Origin of the sequence: Vibrio sp. 1CM2L (genome assembly GCF_023161695.1) — a bacterium.
In the GTDB taxonomy this organism is placed as follows: domain Bacteria; phylum Pseudomonadota; class Gammaproteobacteria; order Enterobacterales; family Vibrionaceae; genus Vibrio; species Vibrio coralliirubri.
In genome coordinates this window covers 58,089-84,651 of sequence record NZ_JALNTT010000010.1, presented here as the reverse complement: position 1 = coordinate 84,651, position 26,563 = coordinate 58,089, and the positions used below count along the sequence as shown (strand labels likewise).

The 26,563-nt window shown below is 44.5% G+C and carries 24 protein-coding genes and 1 riboswitch; of the genes, 7 read left to right on the top strand and 17 right to left on the bottom strand.

Annotation, left to right across the window (positions count from 1 at the left end; genetic code table 11):
• Positions 1–14: 14 nt before the first annotated feature.
• Positions 15–190, bottom strand: a riboswitch (yybP-ykoY riboswitch).
• A gap of 210 nt (positions 191–400) precedes the next feature.
• From glyQ to MSG34_RS22710, 5 genes are all read left to right on the top strand, one after another.
• Positions 401–1,315, top strand: coding sequence for a glycine--tRNA ligase subunit alpha (gene glyQ, locus MSG34_RS22730; protein WP_017632669.1), 915 nt, complete (start codon positions 401–403; stop codon positions 1,313–1,315).
• A 2-nt stretch (positions 1,316–1,317) separates the two neighbouring features.
• Positions 1,318–3,384, top strand: coding sequence for a glycine--tRNA ligase subunit beta (glyS, locus tag MSG34_RS22725; protein ID WP_248339483.1), 2,067 nt, complete (start codon positions 1,318–1,320; stop codon positions 3,382–3,384).
• 202 nt (positions 3,385–3,586) lie between these two features.
• Complete coding sequence (locus MSG34_RS22720) at positions 3,587–5,674, top strand: alpha-amylase (protein WP_248339481.1); 2,088 nt, start codon at positions 3,587–3,589, stop codon at positions 5,672–5,674.
• A 116-nt stretch (positions 5,675–5,790) separates the two neighbouring features.
• The gene (locus MSG34_RS22715) at positions 5,791–6,471 is read left to right on the top strand and encodes a response regulator transcription factor (protein WP_248339480.1); all 681 of its coding nucleotides are present in this window, start codon (positions 5,791–5,793) and stop codon (positions 6,469–6,471) included.
• A 1-nt stretch (position 6,472) separates the two neighbouring features.
• Positions 6,473–7,858 (top strand): sensor histidine kinase, encoded by a 1,386-nt coding sequence (locus MSG34_RS22710; RefSeq protein ID WP_248339479.1) that lies wholly within the window; start codon positions 6,473–6,475, stop codon positions 7,856–7,858.
• Positions 7,859–7,921: 63 nt separating this feature from the next.
• Here the strand turns inward: MSG34_RS22710 and MSG34_RS22705 are convergent, their stop codons facing one another.
• The 14 genes from MSG34_RS22705 to MSG34_RS22640 all read right to left on the bottom strand — a co-directional run bounded on the left by MSG34_RS22705 (position 7,922) and on the right by MSG34_RS22640 (position 19,389).
• Positions 7,922–8,560 (bottom strand): OmpA family protein, encoded by a 639-nt coding sequence (locus MSG34_RS22705; RefSeq protein WP_248339478.1) that lies wholly within the window; start codon positions 8,558–8,560, stop codon positions 7,922–7,924.
• A gap of 107 nt (positions 8,561–8,667) precedes the next feature.
• Positions 8,668–9,975, bottom strand: a complete 1,308-nt coding sequence (locus MSG34_RS22700) for a hypothetical protein (protein ID WP_248339477.1) — start codon at positions 9,973–9,975, stop codon at positions 8,668–8,670.
• Positions 9,976–9,990: 15 nt separating this feature from the next.
• A complete protein-coding gene (gene tadF / locus MSG34_RS22695; protein WP_248339476.1) occupies positions 9,991–10,539 on the bottom strand; it encodes a tight adherence pilus pseudopilin TadF in 549 nt (182 codons plus the stop codon).
• Positions 10,514–10,999, bottom strand: a complete 486-nt coding sequence (locus tag MSG34_RS22690; RefSeq protein ID WP_050633545.1) for a TadE family protein — start codon at positions 10,997–10,999, stop codon at positions 10,514–10,516. Before MSG34_RS22690 ends, tadF begins: the two co-directional genes overlap by 26 nt.
• Positions 10,989–11,768: a secretion protein gene (locus tag MSG34_RS22685; protein WP_248339475.1), complete on the bottom strand. Its 780-nt coding sequence runs from the start codon at positions 11,766–11,768 to the stop codon at positions 10,989–10,991. Before MSG34_RS22685 ends, MSG34_RS22690 begins: the two co-directional genes overlap by 11 nt.
• Positions 11,761–12,666, bottom strand: coding sequence for a type II secretion system F family protein (locus MSG34_RS22680; RefSeq protein WP_248339474.1), 906 nt, complete (start codon positions 12,664–12,666; stop codon positions 11,761–11,763). Before MSG34_RS22680 ends, MSG34_RS22685 begins: the two co-directional genes overlap by 8 nt.
• Positions 12,666–13,586 (bottom strand): type II secretion system F family protein, encoded by a 921-nt coding sequence (locus MSG34_RS22675; protein WP_248339472.1) that lies wholly within the window; start codon positions 13,584–13,586, stop codon positions 12,666–12,668. Before MSG34_RS22675 ends, MSG34_RS22680 begins: the two co-directional genes overlap by 1 nt.
• A gap of 2 nt (positions 13,587–13,588) precedes the next feature.
• On the bottom strand, positions 13,589–14,875 hold the full coding sequence (locus MSG34_RS22670; RefSeq protein ID WP_050633549.1) for a CpaF family protein: 1,287 nt from the start codon (positions 14,873–14,875) through the stop codon (positions 13,589–13,591).
• A 9-nt stretch (positions 14,876–14,884) separates the two neighbouring features.
• Positions 14,885–16,108: a P-loop NTPase gene (locus MSG34_RS22665; protein WP_248339470.1), complete on the bottom strand. Its 1,224-nt coding sequence runs from the start codon at positions 16,106–16,108 to the stop codon at positions 14,885–14,887.
• Positions 16,109–16,132: 24 nt separating this feature from the next.
• The gene (locus tag MSG34_RS22660) at positions 16,133–16,606 is read right to left on the bottom strand and encodes a hypothetical protein (protein WP_248339467.1); all 474 of its coding nucleotides are present in this window, start codon (positions 16,604–16,606) and stop codon (positions 16,133–16,135) included.
• Positions 16,603–17,922 carry a pilus assembly protein N-terminal domain-containing protein gene (locus MSG34_RS22655; protein WP_248339491.1) on the bottom strand — a complete coding sequence of 440 codons (1,320 nt, stop codon included), beginning with the start codon at positions 17,920–17,922 and terminating at the stop codon, positions 16,603–16,605. The genes MSG34_RS22660 and MSG34_RS22655 overlap by 4 nt, the downstream gene beginning before the upstream one ends.
• Before the next feature lie 10 nt (positions 17,923–17,932).
• A complete protein-coding gene (cpaB, locus tag MSG34_RS22650) occupies positions 17,933–18,721 on the bottom strand; it encodes a Flp pilus assembly protein CpaB (protein ID WP_248339465.1) in 789 nt (262 codons plus the stop codon).
• Positions 18,722–18,729: 8 nt separating this feature from the next.
• Entirely contained in the window at positions 18,730–19,167 is a 438-nt protein-coding gene (locus tag MSG34_RS22645) for an A24 family peptidase (protein WP_050633554.1), read from the bottom strand.
• 3 nt (positions 19,168–19,170) lie between these two features.
• The gene (locus MSG34_RS22640; protein ID WP_050633555.1) at positions 19,171–19,389 is read right to left on the bottom strand and encodes a Flp family type IVb pilin; all 219 of its coding nucleotides are present in this window, start codon (positions 19,387–19,389) and stop codon (positions 19,171–19,173) included.
• 311 nt (positions 19,390–19,700) lie between these two features.
• Between MSG34_RS22640 and MSG34_RS22635 the strand changes: the two genes are divergently transcribed.
• Positions 19,701–20,951 (top strand): valine--pyruvate transaminase, encoded by a 1,251-nt coding sequence (locus MSG34_RS22635; RefSeq protein WP_248339463.1) that lies wholly within the window; start codon positions 19,701–19,703, stop codon positions 20,949–20,951.
• A 218-nt stretch (positions 20,952–21,169) separates the two neighbouring features.
• Here the strand turns inward: MSG34_RS22635 and MSG34_RS22630 are convergent, their stop codons facing one another.
• Positions 21,170–21,604, bottom strand: coding sequence for an Hsp20 family protein (locus tag MSG34_RS22630; protein WP_009848140.1), 435 nt, complete (start codon positions 21,602–21,604; stop codon positions 21,170–21,172).
• Between the two features lie 421 nt (positions 21,605–22,025).
• Between MSG34_RS22630 and MSG34_RS22625 the strand changes: the two genes are divergently transcribed.
• Positions 22,026–22,952 carry a patatin family protein gene (locus tag MSG34_RS22625; RefSeq protein ID WP_048611242.1) on the top strand — a complete coding sequence of 309 codons (927 nt, stop codon included), beginning with the start codon at positions 22,026–22,028 and terminating at the stop codon, positions 22,950–22,952.
• Between the two features lie 59 nt (positions 22,953–23,011).
• Here MSG34_RS22625 and gyrB read toward each other — a convergent pair whose 3' ends face one another.
• A complete protein-coding gene (gene gyrB, locus MSG34_RS22620; RefSeq protein WP_017058811.1) occupies positions 23,012–25,429 on the bottom strand; it encodes a DNA topoisomerase (ATP-hydrolyzing) subunit B in 2,418 nt (805 codons plus the stop codon).
• 17 nt (positions 25,430–25,446) lie between these two features.
• Positions 25,447–26,526, bottom strand: coding sequence for a DNA replication/repair protein RecF (recF, locus tag MSG34_RS22615; protein WP_248339461.1), 1,080 nt, complete (start codon positions 26,524–26,526; stop codon positions 25,447–25,449).
• Positions 26,527–26,563 lie beyond the last annotated feature (37 nt).

Genomic DNA, 26,563 nt, shown 5'->3' with positions numbered 1-26,563 from the left:
AGATTATTATATTTAACCAAAGACAAACCTCGCGCCCCATCCCGGTTCACGATGCTTGTCTAAGGTCTTGCTAAGCGCCACCAAGGTGGTGGTTGCCTCGAACGCCATGATGATTTTGCATCAATTATGTTGACGAACGAACTCATTCAATAGGATATGAATAAGTAAGCTACTCCCCAAAGACCGCGAGATTTTAATCACCCACGCTTTCAAACACAAGTGTCAAACTTATCAAAATATCCACTTGTGCCGAAAAACAAACATTAAAGGCAAAAAAATCCACTAAACGACATTTTAGACCACTAATTAAACAAGATTACCCCTACTCGCTTTACGAATATCTCGGTATACTCAGAGGTTATTTTTCTCATTCATTTAAAAGAATCGCGCGAACCTGACTATGCAAAAATACGATATCAAAACCTTCCAGGGAATGATCCTCGCGCTGCAGGATTACTGGGCTCAAAATGGTTGTACCATTGTTCAACCTCTAGATATGGAAGTAGGTGCAGGCACCTCTCATCCTATGACATGTCTACGAGCACTTGGCCCAGAGCCAATGTCTACAGCTTACGTTCAACCTTCTCGTCGTCCGACCGATGGCCGTTACGGTGAAAACCCTAACCGTCTGCAGCACTACTACCAATTCCAAGTAGCGCTAAAACCATCGCCAGACAATATCCAAGAGTTGTACCTAGGCTCCCTAGAGGTTCTTGGTGTTGACCCACTTGTTCACGACATTCGCTTCGTTGAAGATAACTGGGAAAACCCAACACTAGGCGCATGGGGCCTTGGTTGGGAAGTATGGCTAAATGGCATGGAAGTAACTCAGTTTACTTACTTCCAACAGGTTGGCGGCCTTGAGTGTAAGCCAGTAACTGGCGAGATCACTTACGGTATCGAGCGTCTAGCAATGTACATCCAGGAAGTAGATTCAGTTTACGACCTAGTTTGGAACGTTGCACCAGACGGTTCTAACGTGACTTACGGTGACATCTTCCACCAAAACGAAGTTGAGCAATCAACGTACAACTTCGAGCACGCAGACGTAGATTTCCTATTCACTTTCTTCGACCAGTGCGAGAAAGAGTGTAAAGAGCTACTTGAGCTTGAGAAGCCGCTGCCGCTTCCAGCTTACGAACGCATTCTAAAAGCAGGTCACGCATTCAACATCCTTGATGCGCGCAAAGCTATCTCTGTAACAGAGCGTCAACGTTACATCCTTCGTATCCGCAACCTGACTAAATCAGTTGCTGAGGCGTACTACGCGTCACGTGAAGCGCTTGGCTTCCCAATGTGTAAGAAGGACAAATAATCATGGCGAAGAATTTTCTAATTGAACTGGGTACGGAAGAGCTTCCACCAACAGCACTTCGTTCTCTAGCTGAAGCATTTGCTTCTAACTTTGAAGCGGGTCTTAAAACGGCTGAACTTTCTCACGAAGGCATCAAGTGGTACGCAGCACCTCGTCGTCTAGCACTTAAAGTAACTGCATTGGCTGAAGGCCAAGCAGACAAAGTGGTTGAGAAACGCGGTCCTGCTGTTTCTGTGGCATTCGATGCTGAAGGCAACGCGACCAAAGCGGCACAAGGTTGGGCTCGTGGTAACGGTATTACTGTTGAACAAGCTGACCGTCTGAAAACAGACAAAGGCGAGTGGCTTCTTTTCAAACAAGAAGTAGCTGGCAAACCAGTTCAAGAATTGGTGATCGACATCGCTGCGAAAGCACTGGCTGGCCTACCAATTCCTAAAGCAATGCGCTGGGGTAACTCAGACATTCAATTTATCCGTCCAGTGAAAACACTGACAGTACTACTAGGTGATGAGCTTGTTGAAGGCGAAATCCTAGGCGTAGCATCTGCTCGTACTATCCGTGGCCACCGTTTCATGGGCGAACAAGAGTTCACAATCGACTCTGCTGACCAATACCCTGCAATCCTAGAAGAGCGCGGTAAAGTAATGGCAGATTACGAAGCGCGTAAAGCGATCATCCTTGCTGATTCGCAAAAAGCGGCAGCTGCGGTTGGCGGTACAGCTGACCTAGAAGATGACCTTGTTGAAGAAGTAACGTCTCTGGTTGAATGGCCAGTAGTACTGACAGCGAAGTTCGAAGAAGAGTTCCTAAAAGTCCCTTCTGAAGCTTTGGTTTACACCATGAAAGGTGACCAAAAGTACTTCCCTGTTTACGATGACAACAAGAAACTACTACCGAACTTCATCTTCGTATCGAACATCGAGTCTAAAGAGCCTCGCCACGTTATCGAAGGTAACGAGAAAGTGGTACGCCCACGTCTTGCTGATGCTGAATTCTTCTTCAACACAGACCGTAAGCGTCCGCTTATCGACCGTCTTGCTGAACTAGACCAAGCTATCTTCCAGAAGCAATTAGGTACGATCAAAGACAAAACAGACCGCATCACAGAACTTGCTGGCTACATCGCGGAGCAAATCGATGCTGACGTTGAAAAGTCTAAGCGTGCTGGCCTACTGGCTAAGTGTGACCTAATGACCTCTATGGTATTCGAATTTACGGATACTCAAGGTGTAATGGGCATGCACTACGCAACTCACGATGGTGAAGATAAGCAAGTTGCACTGGCACTTTACGAGCAATACATGCCTCGTTTCGCGGGTGACGATCTACCAAGCACTGGTATCTCTTCAGCGGTATCAATGGCAGACAAGCTAGACACTATCGTAGGTATCTTCGGTATTGGCCAAGCACCAAAAGGTTCTGATCCATTTGCTCTACGTCGTGCATCACTCGGCGTGCTACGTATCATCGTTGAAAACGGCTACAACCTAGACCTAACAGACCTTATCGGTAAAGCGAAAGAGCTACTAGGCGACAAGCTAACCAACGACAATGTAGAAGCTGACGTTATCGACTTCATGCTAGGTCGTTTCCGCGCATGGTACCAAGATGCTGGTTTCAGTGTTGATATCATCCAAGCGGTACTAGCACGTCGTCCAACTAAGCCAGCTGACTTTGACCAACGTGTTAAAGCGGTTTCTCACTTCCGTGAACTGGAAGCAGCAGAAGCACTAGCAGCAGCGAACAAGCGTGTAGGTAACATCCTTGCTAAATTCGATGGCGAGCTACCTGCTGAAATCGATCTTGCTCTTCTTCAAGAAGACGCAGAGAAAGCACTGGCTGAAAACGTTGAAGTAATGACAGAAGCACTAGAACCAGCATTCGCAACAGGCAACTACCAAGAAGCCCTAAGCAAGCTTGCTGATCTACGTGAACCTGTTGATGCATTCTTCGATAACGTAATGGTTATGGCTGATGACGAAGCACTTAAGAAGAACCGTCTAACGCTACTGAATAACCTACGTAACCTGTTCCTACAGATTGCTGACATCTCTCTTCTGCAAAAATAAGCACAAGTGAGACAGTTACTCTAAGTCATACTCTGAGTAATTAACGGTAAACACCCAAAGGGAAGCGAAAGCTTCCCTTTTTGTTTTTGTGAACCAAGCATTTGTTTGTAGAGGTGTTATTGATTAACTGAATGAATCAGCACTCAGACTGTAGAGGGCATTGTTTGCTATAACTGACCTGTTTATTCAGGGGAAGGGAACAATGAAAAAAACAGTACTCGCACTTTCAATGCTCGCACTCAGCGCATGCAGCCAAACCAGTGACAACTACCTACTGCTCACGATTGATAACGACACTGTCGTATTCGAATCATCCGGTAAAGGCACCGTGATTGCAGAACAGGAACTCGAGAAAGGTAGCTATACCTTCTCTATCAGCGATACTCAAAATACCTGTGGCACCAACTATGCGCTGGCCGAAGAGAGTCGCATCAAGTTCAATAAACCCCTTCGCCTAGACGACTGTGCCGAGAAATCAGAGATCGCCATTAAAGTCTTTCGCGCTAACACCTATCAATTCACGCTCAACCCACAGACCAATGAACTCACGGTTCAGATAAAGCCGAAGCAACAACAAGTTCAAAGCTTTGCCTGCCCTGTACCCAGTGACCAACCAACCACCATCGATGTTACTCAAACCTTTGATGATGGCACCGTGGTAAGAGACGCTCTTTCAGGCAAACAAGTCACAGTAACGAATGGCAGCGTCACCATGCAGCCTGCAGAAAACAGCCAAGGTGTTCTGCTGCTTGAGAAGGTAGAACCAGAAACGAAAGCTGACTTTAGTTGGGATAACGCCACGGTTTACTTCGTAATGACAGACCGTTTCCACAATGGTAATCCTGATAACGACAACAGTTACGGGCGCAGCCAAGATGGACAAGACGAAATCGGCACCTTCCACGGTGGTGACTTGGCCGGGTTAACCGAAAAACTCGACTACATAGAATCACTCGGTGCCAATGCTATCTGGATAACGTCTCCGTTAGAGCAAATCCACGGCTGGGTTGGCGGTGGTGATCGCGGTGACTTCAAACATTACGGCTACCACGGCTACTACCATCAAGACTGGACTAAGCTCGATGACAATATGGGCACCGAAGACGAGCTGAAAACCTTCATCGATACCGCGCACAGCAAAGGTATTCGCGTTGTTTGGGATGTGGTAATGAACCACACCGGCTATGCGACGCTTGCCGACATGCAGGAGTTTGATTTTGGTAAGCTCAACCTAACTGACGAAAAAGCCAAACAAACACTTGGCGAAAACTGGACAGATTGGCAACCTGCTAAAGGTCAGAACTGGCACTACTTCAACAACTACATCTCTTACAGCGACAAAGAAGCGTGGGAAAAGTGGTGGGGCAAAGCTTGGCTACGCAGCGATATCGGCGCCTATGACTCTCCGGGCTACAATAACCTCACCATGTCTTTGGCGCACCTGCCCGATTTTAAAACAGAATCGACCGAGATAACCGGACTGCCTAACTTCTATCGCAATAAATCCACCAGCGCGACCGATGAACTCAAAACACCTCGTGACCATTTAATCACTTGGTTATCGGATTGGGTGCGCGAATATGGTGTCGATGGTTTCAGGGTCGATACCGCTAAACACGTTGAACTCGAAGCATGGGCAGAACTGAAAGAGAGCACTAACCAAGCACTTGCCGAGTGGAAACAGAACAACCCAGACAAGGCCTTGGATGACTTACCCTTCTGGATGACTGGCGAAGTATGGGCACACAGCGTGGTCAAATCAGATTACTTCGCTAACGGATTTGATTCGATCATCAATTTTGAATTCCAGAGCGATATCGCACCAAAGGCGCTCAAGTGCCTATCCGATCTTGATGCTGATTACCTTCGATACGCAGAGAAGATCAACGGTGACAGCGAGTTCAACGTGTTGAGTTACCTGTCGTCTCACGACACCTCACTATTCTGGACACTACACGGCAGCGACTTTGCCAAACAGACCAAGGCAGCAAACGCATTGATGCTGGCTCCCGGTGCAGTACAGATCTATTACGGGGACGAAATTGCACGAGATTTTGGCCCAACAGGCTCAGACCCAATGCAAGGCACACGCTCTGACATGCCTTGGGATCAAATCACCGGCGAACGTGCAGAGTTGCTAGAACACTGGCAAGCGCTTGGCCAATTCCGCCAACGCCACCCAGCCGTTGCTCAGGGTAAGCACATCATCCGTAACAGCAAGGGCTACTATGCGTTCGAACGCCAATACCAAGATGACAAGGTACTAGTCGTTTATACCGGTTCGAAGTAAACCTTCATTAACATAAACACCAGAAACTCAAGGAGAAGCTTAGGCTTCTCCTTTTTTTTATCCTAAGCTAGTGTAAGCTCTATGTAGTTGAATTTTATTGTATATAGGGAAATTGAATGCTGGTTGTTTTGGTTGAAGATAATGAGATATTAAATCATCACCTCTCTTCTCAACTTGGTGACCTTGGTCATACTGTTTACGCAGAGAAAACGGCATCAGCCTGTCTACAAACCATTCAAAAACAACCAAATACCGATGTCATGATCATCGACCTTGGTCTGCCTGATTTCGATGGCTTTACACTGATCAAACAAATACGCCGCAAAGAGATTAACGTCCCGATTTTGATTTTAACCGCTCGCGGTGACTGGCAGGATAAAGTGGAAGGGCTCAACTGCGGCGCGGACGATTACCTAACCAAGCCATTTCAATTTGAAGAATTGCTCGCCCGACTTGAAGCGCTTGTACGTCGTAATCAAGGGTTTGCTGCCTCTCAAATCAAGGCGCGATCACTGACTCTTGATACTCAAGCAAAAAGTATTACCTACAATGAAATTCTGCTCGACCTAACGGCACTCGAATACCAAATATTCGAGTATCTAATTCGTCATAGCTTGCAGATCGTCTCCAAACAACAAATCTTGGACTCGCTTTACGATCAAGGAGAAGGCGTTCAACTTAATAACATTGAGGTAATCGTTTCACGACTGCGTAAAAAGCTCGCTCAACATACCGAAGACAAGCTTATCAGCACGGTTAGAGGACAGGGCTATCGATTCGAAATAGAAGCGAAATGATATGAAAAGATTGTATAAGACCCAATTTAGACGACGTATCTTTACCGCTGCAGCTTCCATTCTTTTTGCTATGGTACTTAGCAGTACTTGGTTTTATTACAACACCCAAAAGCACCAACTATTTGAAGACTACTCTAAAAACACGCTCCGGGAATTACCCTCAATTATCAACGAACTCCTCTCCTCTGGTGAAATCCCACCACTCTCCGAATGGAATCGCTTTTATGCCAAAGAGTCACCAAACACCAGCATCATCTTATGTGATCACAAAAATCAGCAAGTTTGGACTTCAATCGACGTTGAGCGAAGAACGAAGCAACTGGCAAAGTTAGGGATTTCTCGCCCTGAAATAGACAACCTGTGTACTGATCTCGACTTTCCAATGGATACCATTCGTTTAGTCGAGAAACCAAGTGGAGCCGCGTTTATCGTCCACACAATGCTGTGGAAGGGTTTTAAAGAGCAAGAAGATGGCAAGGTCATTTTAACTCAAAAAGTTGAGCATAAAATGGAGCCAATGAGACAACTAAAGTACACAACAGTAGGTATCTTAGTAATCGCCTTAGCACTGATCAGCGCTCTACTCTTAGTTTTCTATCGCATCAGTTTTGCACCATTCTCTCGCTTAGAAAAAGAGCTGCATGACATAAAACAGGGCAAGCAAGCTCAACTAGCAGAACACTACCCAGAAGATTTGCACAATGTGACCAGTGCATTGAACGAATTGCTCTTCCAACAAAAAGAAAGCCAAGAACGCTATAAGCGTTCACTTAACGATCTCGCTCATAGTTTAAAAACACGAGTGACAGTATCCCAAGCTCTTCTTGAAGATAAGTCTCCCACCAAGAACCTGCAGATCAATCAACAACTGCTAGAAATGGATAGCCTCATTCAAGCTCAACTCAAGCGAGCATCACTAGGGGTGAAAGGCATCACGACCAAGACCACCTTACTAAAACCCGTGTTAGAAAGCTTAATTAGTATGTTTTCTAAGATTTATTTAGATAAAAATATCAATGTCACTAGCCACTTTCCAGAAAATCAAACCCTACCACTCAATGAAAGTGACTTGATGGAGGTATTCGGCAATATCCTTGAAAACACGTTCCGATTTGCATCTAAACAAATCATCATCCGTGTCACTACACGTGAATCTGAGCTATTAATCGAAATAGTGAATGATGGACCAAAAATTGAGGATGAGATTAGACAAAACTTATTCCAACGAGGAGTGAGAGCAGATCAACAACATCCGGGAACTGGCTTAGGTTTAGCATTATGTGATGAGATTATTCACAGTTATAAAGGTGCCATTTGGTTTGATACTCCAGAAGACCCATCCATGGGCGTCTCACTAAAGGTTTTATTGCCAGCAACTAGAAACTAGAAACTAGAAACTAGAAAAATTATTAAGAAGATATGAGTGTGAAAAAGCTAATACTTAACTTCTCTATGATTGAATGTCCGCTCGGCGATTTTCATGACGCCCAACCGCCGTATCATTGGTTTTTATCGGGGTCCCTTCGCCTTGAGAGTCTACATTCCACGACGAAGCCTTAATCCCATTTACCTGTAGGTAATTCATAACCACTTGAGAGCGGCGTAAACCTAGCTTAAAGTTATATTCATGGCTTCCTTTTGAATCTGTATGACCTGTGATGGAAAGGTCAGGATCTTGTTCAAGTCTCGCAGCCAATTGAAGCAATAAATAACGAGACTGTTTGTTTAGCTCGCCCTCATCAAAGTCAAACAATACACGGGCAATCACTTTATTATTTAGGTTTTTACCTTCCAATACAGCACGACTTAATAAAAATTGTGCGCAGTTAGCGTTACCAGATACTTGTGTCAGTTTGTCTTCAATAAACGAATCAATCGCTTGAGGAAAGTTGCGACTAGTCACTACCATAAAAGCGCCTTGGTGGTGCATCACCTTCATACTTTGGCCAAGAGTCACCGCTTCTTCAAACTCAGAGTTATCTATATGACAATATTGGTAAATCAATTCGTTCGTTCCTAGCTTTACTGGTGCCGCCAAGGTAGTAAATGACAAGGTGCATAGGGATACTGCAAAGATAAACGCTTTCATTTTTAATCTCTTAAACTTCTTTAGTGGGTATGAATTATCATTGGTACTAGAGGACTATCACTTCATTTCGTGATTCGCGTGAGCTATTGAGCTATTGAGCTATTGAGCTATTGAGCTAAGTGTCCGACTTCTTCTGTAATTAAGCCTAAAATTTTGTTGAGAATATCGTCCTTATTCTCAGCCTTATAAACGTTATCTCGCCCCACGCAGTTTCTCAGCCCCACGTTCTGATTCAGTTCATAATCAAAGCCAATCACTGCCATTCGAGCATTCATCGGCTCACCTTTAGGGGTTTTCATCCCTTGGCTCACTCCACCAACAACCGAAATATTATCTCCCTTATTATCAGCGGTCACCGCGCCACCATTTACCATATTAAGGATATTGGAACACATCCCTTTATCGACTAGTTTCTTAGTCTGCCCGGCATAATGGTTCCAGTCTTCCCCGTCCGATAAAATGATGATCAACTGTTTTTGGTTCTTTGCCAACTTTGTCACAATCTGCCCCGCACGGATAATACCTTGCAGTGATGCAGTACCACCGCCCGCTTTAAATTGACGCATTTGACTGGTAAATGATGAGAACTTTGTAGTGAAGTAAATATCATAGAAAGAGGCATCTTCATTGGCGTTAGGAATTCGCCCCGCTTTCCCTTTCACAACAAATTGCTGATCAATTGTTTTGTTGAAATTCACTTTATCTTCTTTATCTATATCCCCCATGCTGGAAATGATTCGCTGATCACGCACCACAGGTTTTCCATCTTCATCTTTATTGGTGGTCCGGCGGTTATAACCGGTAAGTGCAACTCGGTGTGGGTGCTCAGGATAAAGCTCGTTATAAGCACCAAGTTCATTAGTCACATCTTGAATGATGTCTTTCAAATCTCGAAGTTTCGAGTGTCGCCCACCACTCCACTTATCATTCATTGACTCTGAAAAATCGACAACAAAAGTAATGTCGATCGGCTGGCTCTGATAACGTCTTGCTTTCGAAGAACCCGTAGTATGAAAGCTCTCACCAAAACCTGAGATGACATCCGTCCCAGGAAACCAAGATTGGTGCAGGGTTCTGCCTGCCACTCTATACTCAAAGTAGCGAGCTTCTCCTCTTTCCGTCGCAGCAATACATTCCGGCATATCATCACAAGCCAGTTTCTGCACCTTGATGTCTGTTACTGAAACCGTGTCATATAAATAATGCTGAATGTACCGTTCTGCCAATTGGTGATCTTGTTCATCTTTCGCTGACACAGCGAGAACGGCGGCTTCTGAAGCTTCTTCTAGGCGAGCTTTTGTTTGTAGAGCTCTAGCCCCATCAGAGCCGAGTATAAATACTCCAAACAAAGCGGGAATCATGATGGCAAATAACATGGCAGCATGACCAGATTGCTTACGCATTGCATATTTCATAATTTCTCCTTCATACTATCGACCAATCACTACAGAGTCAGACATCACATGAGTAAACTCTCGCCCCAAAATATTGCCAACCCAATTATCGGTTTGGTAGCAAACCGTAACGCGGTATAACGGCAACTCTCGACCACGGTTACTGACCACTGTCATCGACTCTAAGTCTTCGATAGTTTGCTGAAGATGACATTCAATTGTTCCTCGCTTTTCACGCACGGCAGGGCTGGCGACACCGACTTGCTTAAAGCTCAACTCTTCAACCAATAGCCCATATTTATTTGGGTTAAAACGCCCAAACGTTCTCTGCAAAGAATGCTGTGCAATAGTGTCGATATCATCGACTTCTCTTACTGTAAGCTGATAGTCAGCCTCATAGAGTTGGGTTCGCTCTTTAATAACATTCACTAAAGAGTAAGAGAGACGGTCGAGCTTACCTTTTACAGAGAGCTTGATGATTACGTCGCCACTGAACGCGATAAGCACACTGAAAAACACAGCAACTATCGCAAGTTCAATACTGAATGAGCCACGTTGTTTATATTTCAAACTTAGACCTTTCATACTCTTGCACCACAATCATTTCTCGAACCATTAAGTTATTGGCTGTAAAGAAATAGCTAAAAACTGGCGTAAAACGATAGTCAATACGATAAATCGCTAGGGCTGAGTGTTGAGCATCGCCGCATTCCTTTACTTTTTGATCCCCCGAAATCACACACTGATCGGTAATATTGGCTAGACCTTCAAGGGTCTCAGCGTAATGAATGGTGACCTGAAATTTGTCTCCGTCAGCCACTAGGTTCCAAATACTGCGTTCGCGATGTAACACCTCTTGAACCGTATCAAGATAGTGACCCGTCCCTTTTTTCGCTGTGCGTGCTACTTCAGATATCGCCAAGTCGTTAATGCCTGAAATATACGAGATATAACTCATCTCAACCCACGCCATACACATCAACCAAAAAGCAAAAAAACCTATCGCGAATTCAATACTGGCAACGCCTCGCTGCTTAGATTTCATCAGCAAGCCCTGAAATGGTCACCCCACTCAATGTTAATACTTGATTCTCTGCGGTATAGGGGGAATGATGGCGTAATGCGTGATAAATCTTTTGAATTTGGTGTTTGCTGTAATGTTCACTCATGACACTTTCAACAAAATGATACTGACCCAACTTCGCCATACTCAATGTTAGGTTAGCCATCATCTGCTCATTCATTTGCCCACGTTTATACAAGGGTAACAAGCGCTCCATAGCCGACTGATAATCGTCTTGCGCAATGTCGAGAACTGCAAGGTTATTACTGACCGATACCGAATCATAAAAATGCTCCCTTGCCCGCTCGAAGTAACGCTTAGCTAAGTCAAATTGATAGTTATAACCGTAAAATGTCCCGAGTAAATTTTCAGCTTCTGCCTGTTTTGAGTCTTGCTCTAACACCAGTTTCGCGCTGCTGATTGCTGCTGAGTATTGCCCTAACTCACCATAAGCTTTGGCTTGTAACAGCAAACTGCGAACACTTGGATCACGTTGCTGAGTCACAGGAGAAAGATAAAACAGCGCGGATTCGGCATCTCCCAGAGCCAAATAAGCGCTGGAAAGTTTCTCTCTTACCTCAATGGAGTCATGCTGCTGAAGTTGATTTTTATACAGCTGAGTTAATTGAACATGGTTATTGGTTTGCTGGTAAATCGTTTCTTTCGACTCGTCTTGCTGCCAAGCCGTTTGAGTTGAACTGCAAGCCGCTAATATAGATACCAACAAAGCCGTGATTATTTTCTTAAACATTAAGCATCATCCTCATTACCCCAGGAGCGGCAATTACGAATACAATAGGGATCAAGATGAACACGATCAGTGGGATCGACATCTTGGCGGCTAACTTCCCTATTTCTTCTTCCAGTTCTAACATTTGAACTTCTCGGATATCACCCGATAACGTGGTCAACACGCTATAAATTGATGAACCATGCTGAATGCTCTGAGTTAGTGTCATCACAAAACTACGCACTTCAGGCGAAGGCACCTTGCGATACAATTCTTCTAACGCATTTTCCATACCGACTAAACGAGCACGATTATTGGTGTGCTCTAATAAGTCTGAAAGCTCACTATCAAAGCTTCTCATTTCGATAGAGAGATACTTCATCGACGCTTCTATCGTCATACCTGTTTGCACACAAATCGCCATGAGGTCGATGAGATACGGCATCTGACGTGAAATACGCTGTTGTCTGCTCTTTGCCATCGAATCTAAAACAAAGTCAGGCAAAATAATCACAACCATTGCCCAAGTAGCTCCAACCGCAATCCAATGACTTGTTGAAACGCCCATGAACCAGAAGAGCGCCGCAATGACTATTTGACCAATCAATAACGCGCCATATTTCACGGGCATAAACCACTTAGCCCAGCGAGCATCACTCAAACCGGCATTAGCAAAACGTTTTTCCATGTCACTTTGAGTCGTGACAAACACATTAGACATGGGCTGCAACCAGCGACTCATCGTTTTATCCGATTGAGCGGTTCGTTCCGAAACACGATGAGTTTTCGTTAAATCAGTAATGCGTCGCTTTTGTTGCACCAGCATGACCAACCAATACACCAACACCAACATTCCAAACGCGATGCCAGCCCAAGAAAAAAACACGCCTACTTGAGGTATTGTCATTTCACTTGTCATTACTTCACCTTTTTCATTAACGCCCAGATGATCAACATGCCGATACTTTCACTGATGATCAGATAGTAGAGAATCGGTCGACCTTCAGGGTGGTACATGACAAATTCAAAATTTTCTCGGCTTAAAAACTGTAAAATAAACAAAAAGAAAAACGGGGTTGCCCCTACAATTTTTGCTGAGATTCGAGCTTCAGATGTCAGTGCGAATTTTTTTCTTTCCACTGCTCTTGCTTCAAACATTTGTCGATTCAATCGCGACATCACTTCTTGAAGCTGACCACCGCGTTGCATGTTTGCCCGTAAAGTAATCACAAAAAAATGAAACGACGGATAAGGAAATCGGCGACAAGATTTACGAAAAACATCATCAATCGGCTCCCCAACATTAAGGCGCTCGCTCATCAATTTGAATTCTCTGCCGACTTCGCCTTCTAGTTTGCTTCCGACATAACCAATGCCACGTCCGATACTCTCACCAGCACTAAGTGAACTGGCGAGCATGTTCAGTGCATCAGGGAAGGTTTCTTCGAAGCGTTTTCTTTCTCGTTTCTGTAGATAGGCATAACCCAAAAACCAAGCCGCTATAAGAGCTAATGGCAACACTTCAAACCAAGGAAAGCGAAATGTGGTTTGGTTAACCATGGCAGATGCACACAATATCAATGCAGAAAAGGTCCCAACTTTAACGACAGATCGATCCCCTAGTTGACGTTGTAAGTTATCCCAACGCAGTAACATTCTTTGCTTCAAGTTTCGATCGGACAAACTGGAAAAATTTATCGCTTGCTGCGTAAAGTTCAGCCCTTTTGAAGCGTTATCTTTCTCGTGTTGCGATAAATACTCATCAATGGAAATAGATTGGTTAGATTTAAATGCCACAATCAGTAATATTGCTCCGCCAAAAATAATCAGCCAATACATGCTTATCCCCTAGCTAGAGTGATGGACTCAATCACTTGGCTCAACTGTTGTTCTACGCCAAAGAACCGAGCTTTTTCATACAACGCCGAGCGAGCCATAACCCCAGACGTCACATAACGACCTCGAATTCGCCCATCAGGACTATGCGGGGAAGCTTGAAATGAAAACAACTCTTCCAAGACGACATTCGTCCCTTCTATTCCCACAACTTCGGTAATGTTCATTATTTTTCGGGAACCATCATGTAAACGGCTAACCTGAACCACTAGATCAACAGCGCTAACAATCGAGCGGCGAATCGCTTCTAAAGGCAAATTATTGGTCGCCATCATCACCATAGATTCAACCCGAGATAATGCATCTCTGGGCGTGTTTGCGTGCAATGTCGACATCGAACCATCATGCCCAGTATTCATGGCTTGCAGCATTTCAAACGCTTCTCCACCACGACATTCACCAACAATAATTCGGTCTGGTCGCATTCGTAGTGAGTTAATCACCAAATCACGAGCAGTAATGGCACCGGTGCCTTCTATTCCTTCATTACGCGTTTCCATTCTTACAACATGTGTCTGCTGTAATCTCAGCTCTGCGGTATCTTCAATAGTGACCGTTCGCTCACCTTCAGAGATATGTTGGGACAACGCATTCAACAAGGTAGTTTTACCAGAGCCAGTACCACCTGAAACCAAGATATTTAAACGACATCGCGCCGCTAACTGCAGCAATCCAGCCATTTCATTGGTCAATGACCCAAACTCCACCAACTCTTTAAATCCAATACTCTGCTTTTGAAATTTACGAATTGAAATCGATGTGCCTTCCAGGGTGATTGGAGGAATCACAATATTGACGCGACTGCCATCTTCTAACCGAGCATCACAAGTCGGTGAAGACTCATCAACACGGCGACCAACACGGCTCGCGATACGTTTAGCAATATCAAGTAACTGTTTTTCATCAATGAATCGGATTGGTGCTTTTTCTACAAGACCATGGCGCTCAATATAAACTTGTTGAGGACCGTTAATCATAATGTCGGTGATCGACTCATCGTCCATCAAGACTTGTAAAGGTCCGAGCCCAACCAGCTCATGCACCATGCTGGTTACATATTCGGACTTAGCAAGAGATGAAACCGGCAGTTGCTCTCGGTTAACCAGCATATCCACAGCACTCGCAAGTTGGGCTTCAAGCTCATGGCGCGGCAAGCTTTCAATCACACCGGCATCAAGTGCATCAAATATTTGTTGGCGAAGCTGTAAATAAACACGCTGTGAATGTTCCATTTCAACCCCTTACTTTTTAAACCAGTGAGACAGAGAAAAACGCTTTTTAGATTCGATTTTTTCACCCACTAATAAAGCGACTAGCGTCTGTAAACCAAGCCTCATTTCAGACCGAGATTCACTCAGAAGCTCACCTTGCAGTAGGTATTGATTGGCTTTGAAATCAAACACCAATTGCGCATCGGCTTTACGCCCAAAGTGCTTCACCACATCAGCTTCACTGATTGAAGCAGCATTATGGGGACGAGAACGATTCATCAATGTGAACACCACTAGCGACGGGTGCTTCATTTCAATTTCAGAACGAATGCGATTGAGCTCTCTTAAAGAAGAAACCGTGGCGTCAAATACCAAGACTAATGCATCTAGCTTTTCGACAGCCTGTCTAAATTCTTCATTGGTCGTCGCTGTATGAGAATAATCTTCAACAACAAATACATGGTTTTGAATCATCTGCTGTTTAAGCGATTGGGTGTATTGATATAAGTCGTCACGCCCGAATTCATCTGACTCCACCGCGAGTAAAGATAAGTTCTTTTCAATGTGCTGAACCATACTTGAAGCAATATCGTTATCGACGCCTGCAGCAAAAGTGCCTTTTAGGACGCTGCGTTTAGTGAATTTTTTTAGCCCTAACATGACGTCAATATTGCTGCCTGTGTAGGTGTAATCCACCAGCAAAGTACTGGCATTTTGATGCTTGGCTAAACGACGAGAAATTTCACAAGCGACTAATGATGTGCCAACTCCCCCTTTTACTCCCATCACCGCTATTTGTTTGGCTTTTCTATTACGAGCCACACCTTGGTTTTCAATATGGTTACGAGATACGTTTTGATAGAAGTCGATGACTTCCGTTTCACTTGCCGGCCAAAACAAGTAATAAAATCCCAGTTTTCTAAGTGCGCGAATGATCGAAATCGTATCTTCACTGCCAATGATGACGACTGAAACATGAGGAGGCAGCATGTGACTAAGCATTTGCGCTTCCGACACCACATCTTGGCTTTGGTTTAACTCGACAAAAACCACATCAGACTCTAAATCTTGGTCCAACTTTGCGTAGTAAGCTTCTTGATTTTCAAATGTAATGGGTTCAATAAAACCTTCAAATCGAAACGCTTTTTGGATTAAGTCGCGGCATGATTGAGTTTGAAAAAACAAAGCACAACGACTCTGCTTTTCAGATTTTTTTGGTTCCGCACTGCTGAGTGTATTCACTAAATCAAACATTTCAGACTCTCTAATAAACTGTAATTAGATTGCTTTGTGCGGATTAACCATTGACTGCCAACGACTCGTATCCACATTGCACCCTATGCTTCCATACCCGTATTCACCCACTTGTTCCTGGTGGCAGACCTCTAACTTGGTTCGTAATATTGTCACGGACACTTCAAGGTCAAACCGTGACTGAGAAGCTAACTCACTTTTATCTTGTCGACTTGGCTCCACACCTCTTTCAGTCAGCTTAGTCACCACCATTTGAGATAGCACTTGGCCTTGTTCACCTTTACTTTTTATATTCCAACGTGATTTTTTTGTCCCTTCAGAGTGCTTGTTAATAAAGGTATCCACTCTGCTAGTAGCTGTACTGACTTCATCTGTGCGTAACCTAAGCTGATAAGTCACTGGCACTATCTCTATCTGAGTACCACGAGATTCAGAGATATGGTCTACACACCCTGAAAGAATGAAGGTAACCAAACCGGCCATCGCTATTGATTTCATTGACTGAATCCTCCAGCAGATAACACTTCATCCGCCCATTTTTCTTGTGATGTTTCGAACTCACTGTCTAATGCAAAAAAACGCTTAAGAGTGCTGGTCTTTTTCATCGTGGGCAGCTGTATCTGCTCTGCTTTTACTGGCTGAACTAAGTTAACTGTCGCAACAATGACTAATTCTGTTTTACTTCGTTCGGTTCCTGTATGACGAAACAGCGCCCCTAAGATTGGAATGTCTCCTACAAAAGGAATTCTCGTCAGTGATTCTTTTTCTTCACTATTGAGCAATCCACCCAGAACAAAACTTTGCCCGTCACCCAATTCAACGGTGGTTTGGGCTCGTCGTGTTTTCAGCGCGGGTAAATCAAAATTGTCACTGCTGTATGAGCCATCTAATGAGCTGACTTCAGGCGTCAGCGCCAGTTTAATTTTGTCGTCTCTAAGAACCTTTGCCAGCAACGCCAAGCGAACACCAAACTCTTTGTATTCGACATTGGTTGAACCATCAACCACCGTCACTACGGGCAGCTCTCCACCCACAAGAAAGCTCGCTTTCTCACCTGAAATCACGGATAAGTTTGGCTCCGCCAGCACCTGACCGACACTGTCAGCCCCTAATGCAGATATCACAGATACGATGTCGCTAGCACTAAAATGAGTCAGCTGATCAACAAAAATACCGGCACTACCATTGCTGCCCATTTGAATGCCGAAATCTTGCATAAAAGAATGGGAGACCTCAGCTATCGTCAATTTCACGTTTACTTGTTTGGTTTCAGAAGTCTCCATGTTGTTCACTACACCGGGATAATCCAACTGAGTCATGAAACCAACGTCTATATCGTCATTTTCTTCATCACTCATGTCAAAAACCGTTGAGTTCGCCGTTTTCCCTAAAAGCTCACCCACCAATTGGTAAATATTGTCTTTCTCTTGCTCAGTCGCGACGACACCACTCAGCACAATGTTGTCGCCAATTCCAGCCACCGATACTTGAGCATTGGGGAATTGCACATTAATTTGTTGCTCAATAAGCCGATAACTTTTATTGACCACCAGTAAGCGATTAAGCAACTCTCGACCTTTATCATCAAATGCAATAAATGAGGCAGAACCAATGTTCTTACCGAACACCACCACTTTATTTGAGTCGATCATCTGATAATCTGCGACGTTTTTCCCTGAGATGAATACCGACGCAACTTCTCCTTTGATCAAGAAGGTTTTTGCTTCTCCTTGAGTTAGGTTAGTTGTTCCTTGAGCCCAAACCCCAACCGGCAATAGCAGTATCAATAACAAGCTAAATATGGTTAATTTCATCATCAATGTCCTACTCAAAACGATATTCACGAATACCATCCGCACTGCCACTGGTTGGAATAATGTCTGAAGAGTCGGCTTCCAAATCATCAGAAAACTCTTCCCCCAGTGATTTATGCACGGCAATTTCAGCAATGCGTTGTGCCACTGTCAATTGTGCTAATTGCTGGTTCGTTACCTGCAAAATCAACGTGACTTGGGTTCCTCTTTCCAGCGTTAATGTACTCACGGCTTTTTCAGAAGAGACCATATCCAAAACTTCAACCTGAGCTAATAGAGGCATCATGGTGAGGTGTTGGATGTCCGAAACCGTATCTTCACTTGATAAGTTTTGCTCTGGTGCTGAAAGTACCGATATATCAACGAGATCCCCAACTGCAATAGTGCCGCCAAGCACATCTTTACCAGGGACCGTAACGTTATAAGGCACGTAACCTGGGTCAATCACCGCTTGTAAATACTGGCTTTCACCCGGAGAGGTCAACATACTGTGATCCACCAACTCACCAGCTTCGATATCTAGAAGGACAAACTCTGGAGTACGCCAATCAAATTCAGTATTTTGATCGATACCTAATAGTGCAGCCCGATCTTCAGATAAATACTCAATAGTAAGATCACTGCGCGTTAACTGCTGCCCTTTCAAAACAGGCTGAGTCAGTCGCCAAACCTTGAAAGTCACCGTACGTTCAGAGGGGTTAGGCAAAGAAGGCTGCACTTCACCTGGAGCATTCACGACTCCATAAAGCCCAATAGATATAGCGACGAACGCTAAGCCAAGAATGATTTTAGAATTCATTGATTAACCTATAACGATGCAGCTATACCTAGTAAGCTTCCTAAACAAATTGGCACCCCATAAGGCACCCCTCTATTTGTCCACTCAAGGTTATTTGTCATTCGACTTAATACACACTGAGCAATAGCTAGGAGTCCACCTGCAAAAATAATCACATTTACCACCAGCAACATCATCTCTGGCGATACCATTAAACTGAATGCCGCAAATAACTTACTGTCACCAGCAGCCAATATGTTGAATTGGAACAAAACTGCGCCCAACGCTAACACGACAACGGGTAACGTTAACTGCTCAAGTCGCCCAGTATCTAAAACAAAAAAAACACCTAATAGAGCAACGATGAACACCACTCCATTGGGTATTTTTCTGTATCGAATATCTTGGTAGCTGACAATTAAGGCCATGGTGGCTATAGGTAATAGCCACCATAGTTTGTACTGCATGGTCTAACCTTGTGTGTTCACAGAGTTTGCTGAGTCGATATTGCCCGAGATGGTATCTATCGCGCCGGATAGTGCATCACGTAAAGTTCCATTGAATACAGCAAGCACAATCGCAGACATGCACACACCAAGAATTGCGTATTCGATAGCGGTTACACCACGTTGGTCATTTTTAAATTCAACAGCAAACATTTGAGCTTTAACAAATAGTTGAGTAATCATTACTTTCTCCAAAAAGATAAATAGGTTGTTTTGTCTTCGGGAAAGAGAATATTCATTGCGCTATTTTTGAGCAATAAAAGAGTGACCAACTTCACGTTGCTTTCCCGTTTACTGCCGTTCTATTCAGTTTGAGTTCAGTTTGAGATGGTTATTGACCCAGGAGACAAGAAAAGTTTTTTACGTGTTAGAGCATTTGGCGCTATGCGTCGCAAAAACATTGCGGTATGTTCAAGGAATACACTGATGGCAGACATAAGGTCTGCCTTAATGACACGTAACAAGCAATCACAATGAATTAGGTAAAATTAGTAATGCAGTTCTCTAAGTTTGGCGAAAAGTTTAATCGATACTCTGGAATCACTCGTTTAATGGATGATTTGAATGATGGCCTGCGCACTCCTGGCGCTATCATGCTCGGTGGTGGCAACCCAGCCGCTATCCCTACCATGCTCGATTACTTTAACCAAGCCAGTGCCGACATGCTCGCCAGTGGAGAACTCATCGCCGCCCTCGCCAACTACGATGGTCCGCAAGGTAAAGACAGCTTCATCAAATCGTTAGCGGCAATGCTGAAAGAGACCTATGGTTGGGACATCAGCGAGAAGAACATCAGCCTGACTAATGGCAGTCAAAGTGGCTTCTTCTACCTATTCAACCTGCTAGCAGGCCAACAGCCTGACGGCTCACACAAGAAGATCCTACTGCCGATCGCACCTGAATACATCGGCTACGGCGACGCGGGTATTAATGACGATATCTTTATCTCTTACCACCCAGAGATCGAGCTGCTAGAAAACCGCCAGTTCAAATATCACGTCGATTTTGAACAACTCAAGGTTGATGACTCAGTCGCGGCTATCTGTGCATCTCGTCCAACCAACCCAACGGGTAACGTACTGACCGACGAAGAAGTACGTAAATTGGATAAACTGGCGCGTGAAAACAACATCCCACTGCTGATCGACAATGCTTACGGCCTGCCGTTTCCAAATATCATCTTTGAAGATGTCGAACCGTTCTGGAATGAAAATACGATTCTGTGCATGAGCCTTTCTAAGCTTGGTTTGCCGGGTGTGCGTTGCGGTATCGTAATTGCGAGTGAAGAAGTAACACAAGCATTGACCAACATGAATGGCATCATCAGCTTAGCGCCAAACAGCGTCGGCCCTGCGATTGCCAATCACATGATTGAAAAAGGCGATTTACTACGCTTGAGCAGTGAGGTGATCAAACCTTTCTACAAAGAAAAATCGCTACGTGCAGTTGAACTGCTACAAGAGGCTATCGATGACCCACGCTTCCGCATTCACAAACCTGAAGGCGCTATCTTCTTATGGCTATGGTTTGATGAGTTGCCGATCACCACAATGGAATTGTACGACCGCCTTAAAGCTCGCGGCGTATTGATTGTTCCGGGTGAATACTTCTTTATCGGTCAAGAAGACGAGTGGGATCATGCTCACCAGTGCTTGCGTATGAACTACGTACAAGACGATGAAGCGATGCAGAAAGGTATTGCTATCATTGCTGAAGAAGTGAAAAAGGCTTACTCAGAGCAGTAATAAGAGCTTTTAGCTTACCGTAGGTCAAATACAAAAAGAGCACCTCATGAGGTGCTCTTTCACTTTTACTTCCCGATGATGTTTGTCACTTGAATACCCTAAATAATTGAGGGTTCAGCTAGGCGACTAGAAAATTCAGCCCTATGAGCATAGGGAACCTATGTGATTAGGGGGGATTTACGACGTCAACAACGCTGTAGCTTCAAGTATGACGGGTATTAGCCTTCTAGTAGACTATTACCATTAATAGCAATCTTACGTGGTTGCATCGCTTCTGGGATTTCGCGTTCTAGGTCGATGTGAAGAAGACCATTTTCCATGCTTGCGCCTACCACTTTTACGTAGTCAGCCAGTTGGAATTTACGCTCGAAATCGCGCTCTGCGATACCTTGGTATACGAAGGTTTTCTCTGCTTCAGCTTTACGCTCACCTTTCACAATTAGCATGTTCTCTTTCTGAGTCAGGTCTAATTGGTCATCAGCAAAACCAGCGACTGCCATAGTAATACGGTAGTTGTTCTCGTCTTTTTGCTCGATGTTGTATGGAGGGTAACCGCCAGAAGAGTTCTTCGATGTGTTCGCTTCCATCATGTTGAATAGACGATCGAAGCCGATTGCGTTGCGGTAAAGTGGAGTGAAATCTACAGTTCTCATAATGCTATCCTTTTAGTAAGCAATAGTCTTAGCTGCGAATTTTACTTAGATCGAACCTGTGTGTGATCCAGTAAACAGCTAAGAGATTCAATTCGCATTCCTCGGGTTTCACCTCTATTGGCGACAACGCTGGGACATGGCAATGAATCAATTTTTAAGTTGTGTGCTGCCAAAGCTATCCTCTATTGAGCGATACTTCGTTAGCGGTAATGAAGGTTCTGTTTCTTCTCTTTTGAGCAAGACAGTCATCCTCTTCATAAATAGATATGTGGTGCCACAAAGCGCTTTTCAAGCAGCTTGATTCAACTTTTAGTTAAGAAAAACCAAACGCTGTATAAATATTACTTAATTTTAATTAACCACCATTGGTCATATCCTAATCAGGTTGAATCCTTTTTTATCGCTTTTGGTGGCAATTCTGATGTCTTCTACGCATATTTCTTACGCACTCCACTCCTACGATGCCTTGGCGCACCTAGATATCCACATCGATAAGGTGGCTCTGGTAACGGAAGGCGGCGGCCAGCGCGGAATTTTCACAGCGGGCGTGTTGGATGCCTTTCTCGAACAAGGCTTTAATCCGTTTTCATTGATGATTGGCACATCAGCGGGTTCTCTTAACCTAGCATCCTATATATGCGGCCAACATCGCCATGCTTATCGCGTCATCACAGAAGCAACAGCCAGCCCTGAATTCTTTGATACCTATAAGTTCTTACTGCAAAAGAAAGGATTAGACCTAGATTGGTTACTTGAGCAAACCGAAACAAGCTTGCCGCTCAACTGGCAGTTAGGTCATGACAATATGAAAAGTTGTCAGGTGCTTGCCTGTGCGTCCCACGCGACTCGTCACGAGCCAGCCTATTTTGACTTAGACTCACACGCTTGGCAGGACGCTCTCAAAGCCTCATGTGCCGTTCCCTTTATCAGCCCAAAGGCAATTCAAGCAAATGATGAAGAGTGGCTTGATGGTGGCATTGCTGCTCCGATCCCAGCACAAGAAGCCTATAAGCGGGGTTATAAACATATTGTGGTGATTCGGACAGTACCTATCTCAACGTCTTTTGATCACCGCTGGATGTGCAAATACAGTAAGTTGTTAGGGAAAACAAAAGCTAAAGCGATGATTGAGCTGTTACTCAAACACGAAGCCCATTACCGCGCGACACAAGACTTTCTGAGTAACCCGCCAGAAGACGCCACTATCTATGAGATTCACCCAGACAAAGCGCTGCACTCTACATTGCTGGGAAGTCCACAGCATGCACTTGAACATGACTACGAAGTAGGACTTTTATCCGGAAAGTACTTCCTCGCAACGGCTGGTCGCCATATCGAACAGGCATAAAAAAGCACCGCCTGTGGGCAGTGCTTTATCATTTTGAGTTTCTTTATTACTAAAGAAATCTATACATCAAGGTTAGCAACCTTCAATGCGTTCTCTTCGATGAAGTTACGGCGAGGTTCAACTTGGTCACCCATTAGCGTCGTAAACAACAGATCAGCACCAACAGCATCTTCAATTGTTACTTGCATCATACGGCGAGTTTCAGGATCCATTGTGGTTTCCCAAAGTTGATCAGGGTTCATCTCACCTAGACCTTTGTATCGCTGTAGGCTTAGACCACGACGAGACTCTTTCACTAACCAGTTCAGAGCATCGACGAAGCTAGAAACTTCTTGAGTACGCTCACCACGCTTAATGTAAGCGCCTTCTTCAATCAAGCCATCAAGTGCTTCAGAAAGGTCCGCTAGCTTACCAAACTCTTTAGAGTTAATAAGATCGATGCTCAGAAGGTGCTCATGAGTCACACCATGAGTACGAACCACAATCTTAGGAACGCTTAAGCCTAGCTCTTCGTGTTTTTCAACTTCAAGGCTGTATTGGCTCGCACCTACTTCTTTCGCGTTTAGCTGCTCAACAAGCTGCTTACCCCAAGCTTCAACTGCCGCGTCATCGTGACACTGCTCAGCCGTTAGACGAGGAACGTAAATCAGTTCGTGAACCAATGCGCGTGGGTAACGGCGGCTCATACGATCAACAAGCTTGATGCCTGCATTGTATTGCTGAACAAGCTTCTCTAAACCTTCACCTGCAAATGCTGGCGCTTCAGGGTTTACGTGCAGTTCTGCATTGTCTAAAGCCAAAGATACTTGATACTGGTTCATCGCATCTTCATCTTTAATGTACTGCTCTTGCTTACCTTTCTTCACTTTGTAAAGTGGCGGTTGAGCAATGTAGATGTAACCACGTTCAATCAGCTCTGGCATTTGACGGTAGAAGAACGTCAGTAGAAGAGTACGGATGTGAGAACCATCGACATCGGCATCGGTCATGATGATGATGTTGTGGTAACGCAGTTTATCTGGGTTGTATTCGTCACGGCCAATACCACAACCAAGAGCTGTGATTAGCGTTGCGACTTCTTGAGAAGACAGCATTTTATCGAAACGTGCTTTCTCTACGTTAAGGATTTTACCTTTCAGCGGTAGGATTGCTTGGTTCTTACGGTTACGCCCCTGCTTAGCTGAACCGCCAGCAGAGTCTCCTTCCACAATATATAGTTCAGACAGTGCAGGATCTTTTTCCTGACAGTCAGCAAGCTTACCAGGAAGACCCGCTAAATCTAATGCGCCTTTACGACGAGTCATTTCACGAGCTTTACGCGCTGCATCACGAGCACGTGCTGCATCAATAATTTTAGAACAAACTGTTTTCGCTTCACCTGGGTTCTCAATAAGGAACTCAGACAGCTTCTCACCCATTGTAGATTCAACGGCAGACTTCACTTCTGAAGAAACCAGCTTATCTTTAGTTTGGCTTGAGAACTTAGGATCAGGCACTTTAACAGAAACAATTGCCGTCAGACCTTCACGAGCATCATCACCAGAGGTCGCAGTCTTCGCTTTCTTAGAGAAGCCTTCCTTGTCCATGAAGCTGTTCAGAGTACGCGTTAGCGCCGCACGGAAACCAGCTAAGTGAGCACCACCATCGCGTTGAGGGATGTTGTTGGTGAAACAGTAGATGTTTTCTTGGTAGCCATCATTCCACTGCATCGCAACTTCAACGGTAATACCGTCTTCGCGCTCAGAGTTAAAGTGGAAGATTTTTTGGATGATTGGCGTTTTGTTGGTATTAAGGTGTTCAACAAACGCTTGGATACCGCCTTCGTATTCGAAGTGATCCATTTTGTCTTCTTCGCGCTCGTCAATTAGCTTAATTGACACACCTGAGTTCAAGAATGATAGCTCGCGTAGACGCTTAGCTAAAATATCGTAATGGAACTCGATGTTAGTGAAGGTTTCTTCACTCGGCCAGAAACGAATCTCTGTACCTGTTTTATCCGTGTCACCGATAACCGCTAGTGGCGCTTGAGGCTCACCGTGGCTGTAGGTTTGAGTGTGGATTTTGCCACCGCGGTGGATAGTAAGAGTAACTTGCTTAGAAAGTGCGTTAACTACTGAAACACCAACACCGTGCAGACCACCAGATACCTTGTACGAGTTATCATCGAACTTACCACCAGCGTGAAGAACCGTCATGATTACTTCTGCTGCTGATACGTTTTCTTCTGGGTGCAATTCTGTTGGAATACCACGGCCGTCATCGCTTACAGACACAGAACTATCTTCATGGATAGTTACAATGATGTCATTACAGTGACCAGCTAGCGCTTCATCAATAGAGTTATCTACCACCTCAAAAACCATGTGGTGCAGACCGGTACCATCATCCGTGTCGCCAATGTACATTCCAGGACGCTTACGTACCGCATCCAGACCCTTCAGTACTTTAATACTCGATGAATCGTAATTATCTGACATAGTTACTCTCTGACTAATTATCCTTGCTCTATTTTGCCATGTTCCACATGAAACATCCTGCTATTTTCGTCATGCATATCTGCAATCTGATCAGCGGTAATAGAGCTTACAAAAACTTGAGCCTGGGTCGCCTTTAAACACTCAGCAAGACGTGCTCGGCGTTGGCTATCTAATTCGGAAGCGAAGTCATCTATCAAATAGATGCACTGCTTACCTGTCATTTGAGTGAGGTGTTGCCCTTGTGCTACTCGTAGCGCGCACACCATCAACTTCAATTGACCTCGTGACAAGACATCTTCCACTGGAGTGCCGTTCACTTTTATCTTCAGATCCGCTTTGTTTGGCCCACTAAAGGTGTAACCAAGCTGCTGATCCCTTTCAAAATTCTTTTCTAATATCTCGGCGTACGGAGTGTCTTTGTCCCAGCCACGATAGTAGTTAATCTTTATCTCAAACTCAGGAAGGAAGGTCGCACATATTTCTTCGGCGACTTCTTTGAGCTGATCAACGTAGGTGGCACGCCACTGACTGATGCTTTCTGCTAAACGGGCCAATTCTTGGTCCCAATAGCTCAGCTCTCGATAGTGCGTTGCCGTTTTCAATAAGGCGTTTCGCTGCTTATTGAGGCGCTTTACCCTGCCCCACGCATCATAAAAGCCCGACTCACTGTGGAAGACTCCCCAATCAATGAATGATCGGCGATGCTTAGGTCCATCGGTTAGTAAATCAAACCCTTCAGGGTGAATCAACTGCAAAGGTAATACTTGAGCTAACTGAGCCAACTTTTGCCCAGTTTGACCGCTTATTTTAACCTCTGTCGTGCCATCGCGCTGCTTATTAATGCCAATTGGCAGCTCAAATTGATCCGAGGTCATAAAACGGCCATGTACAAACAGCTCACTACACTCGTTTTGTATGATACGACCGGTAAGTGAACTCTTGAATGAGCGACCGTGTCCGAGCAGATACACCGCTTCAAGGACGCTGGTTTTGCCGCTTCCGTTAGCCCCTATAAGAAAGTTAAAGCCTGATGACGGTTGAATGTCACAGGCTTCAATATTTCTAAATTGCTTAACGATTAAGCGCGATAAAGGCATAACGTCTTCATATTAATCTTCAATCACGACTCGGTAG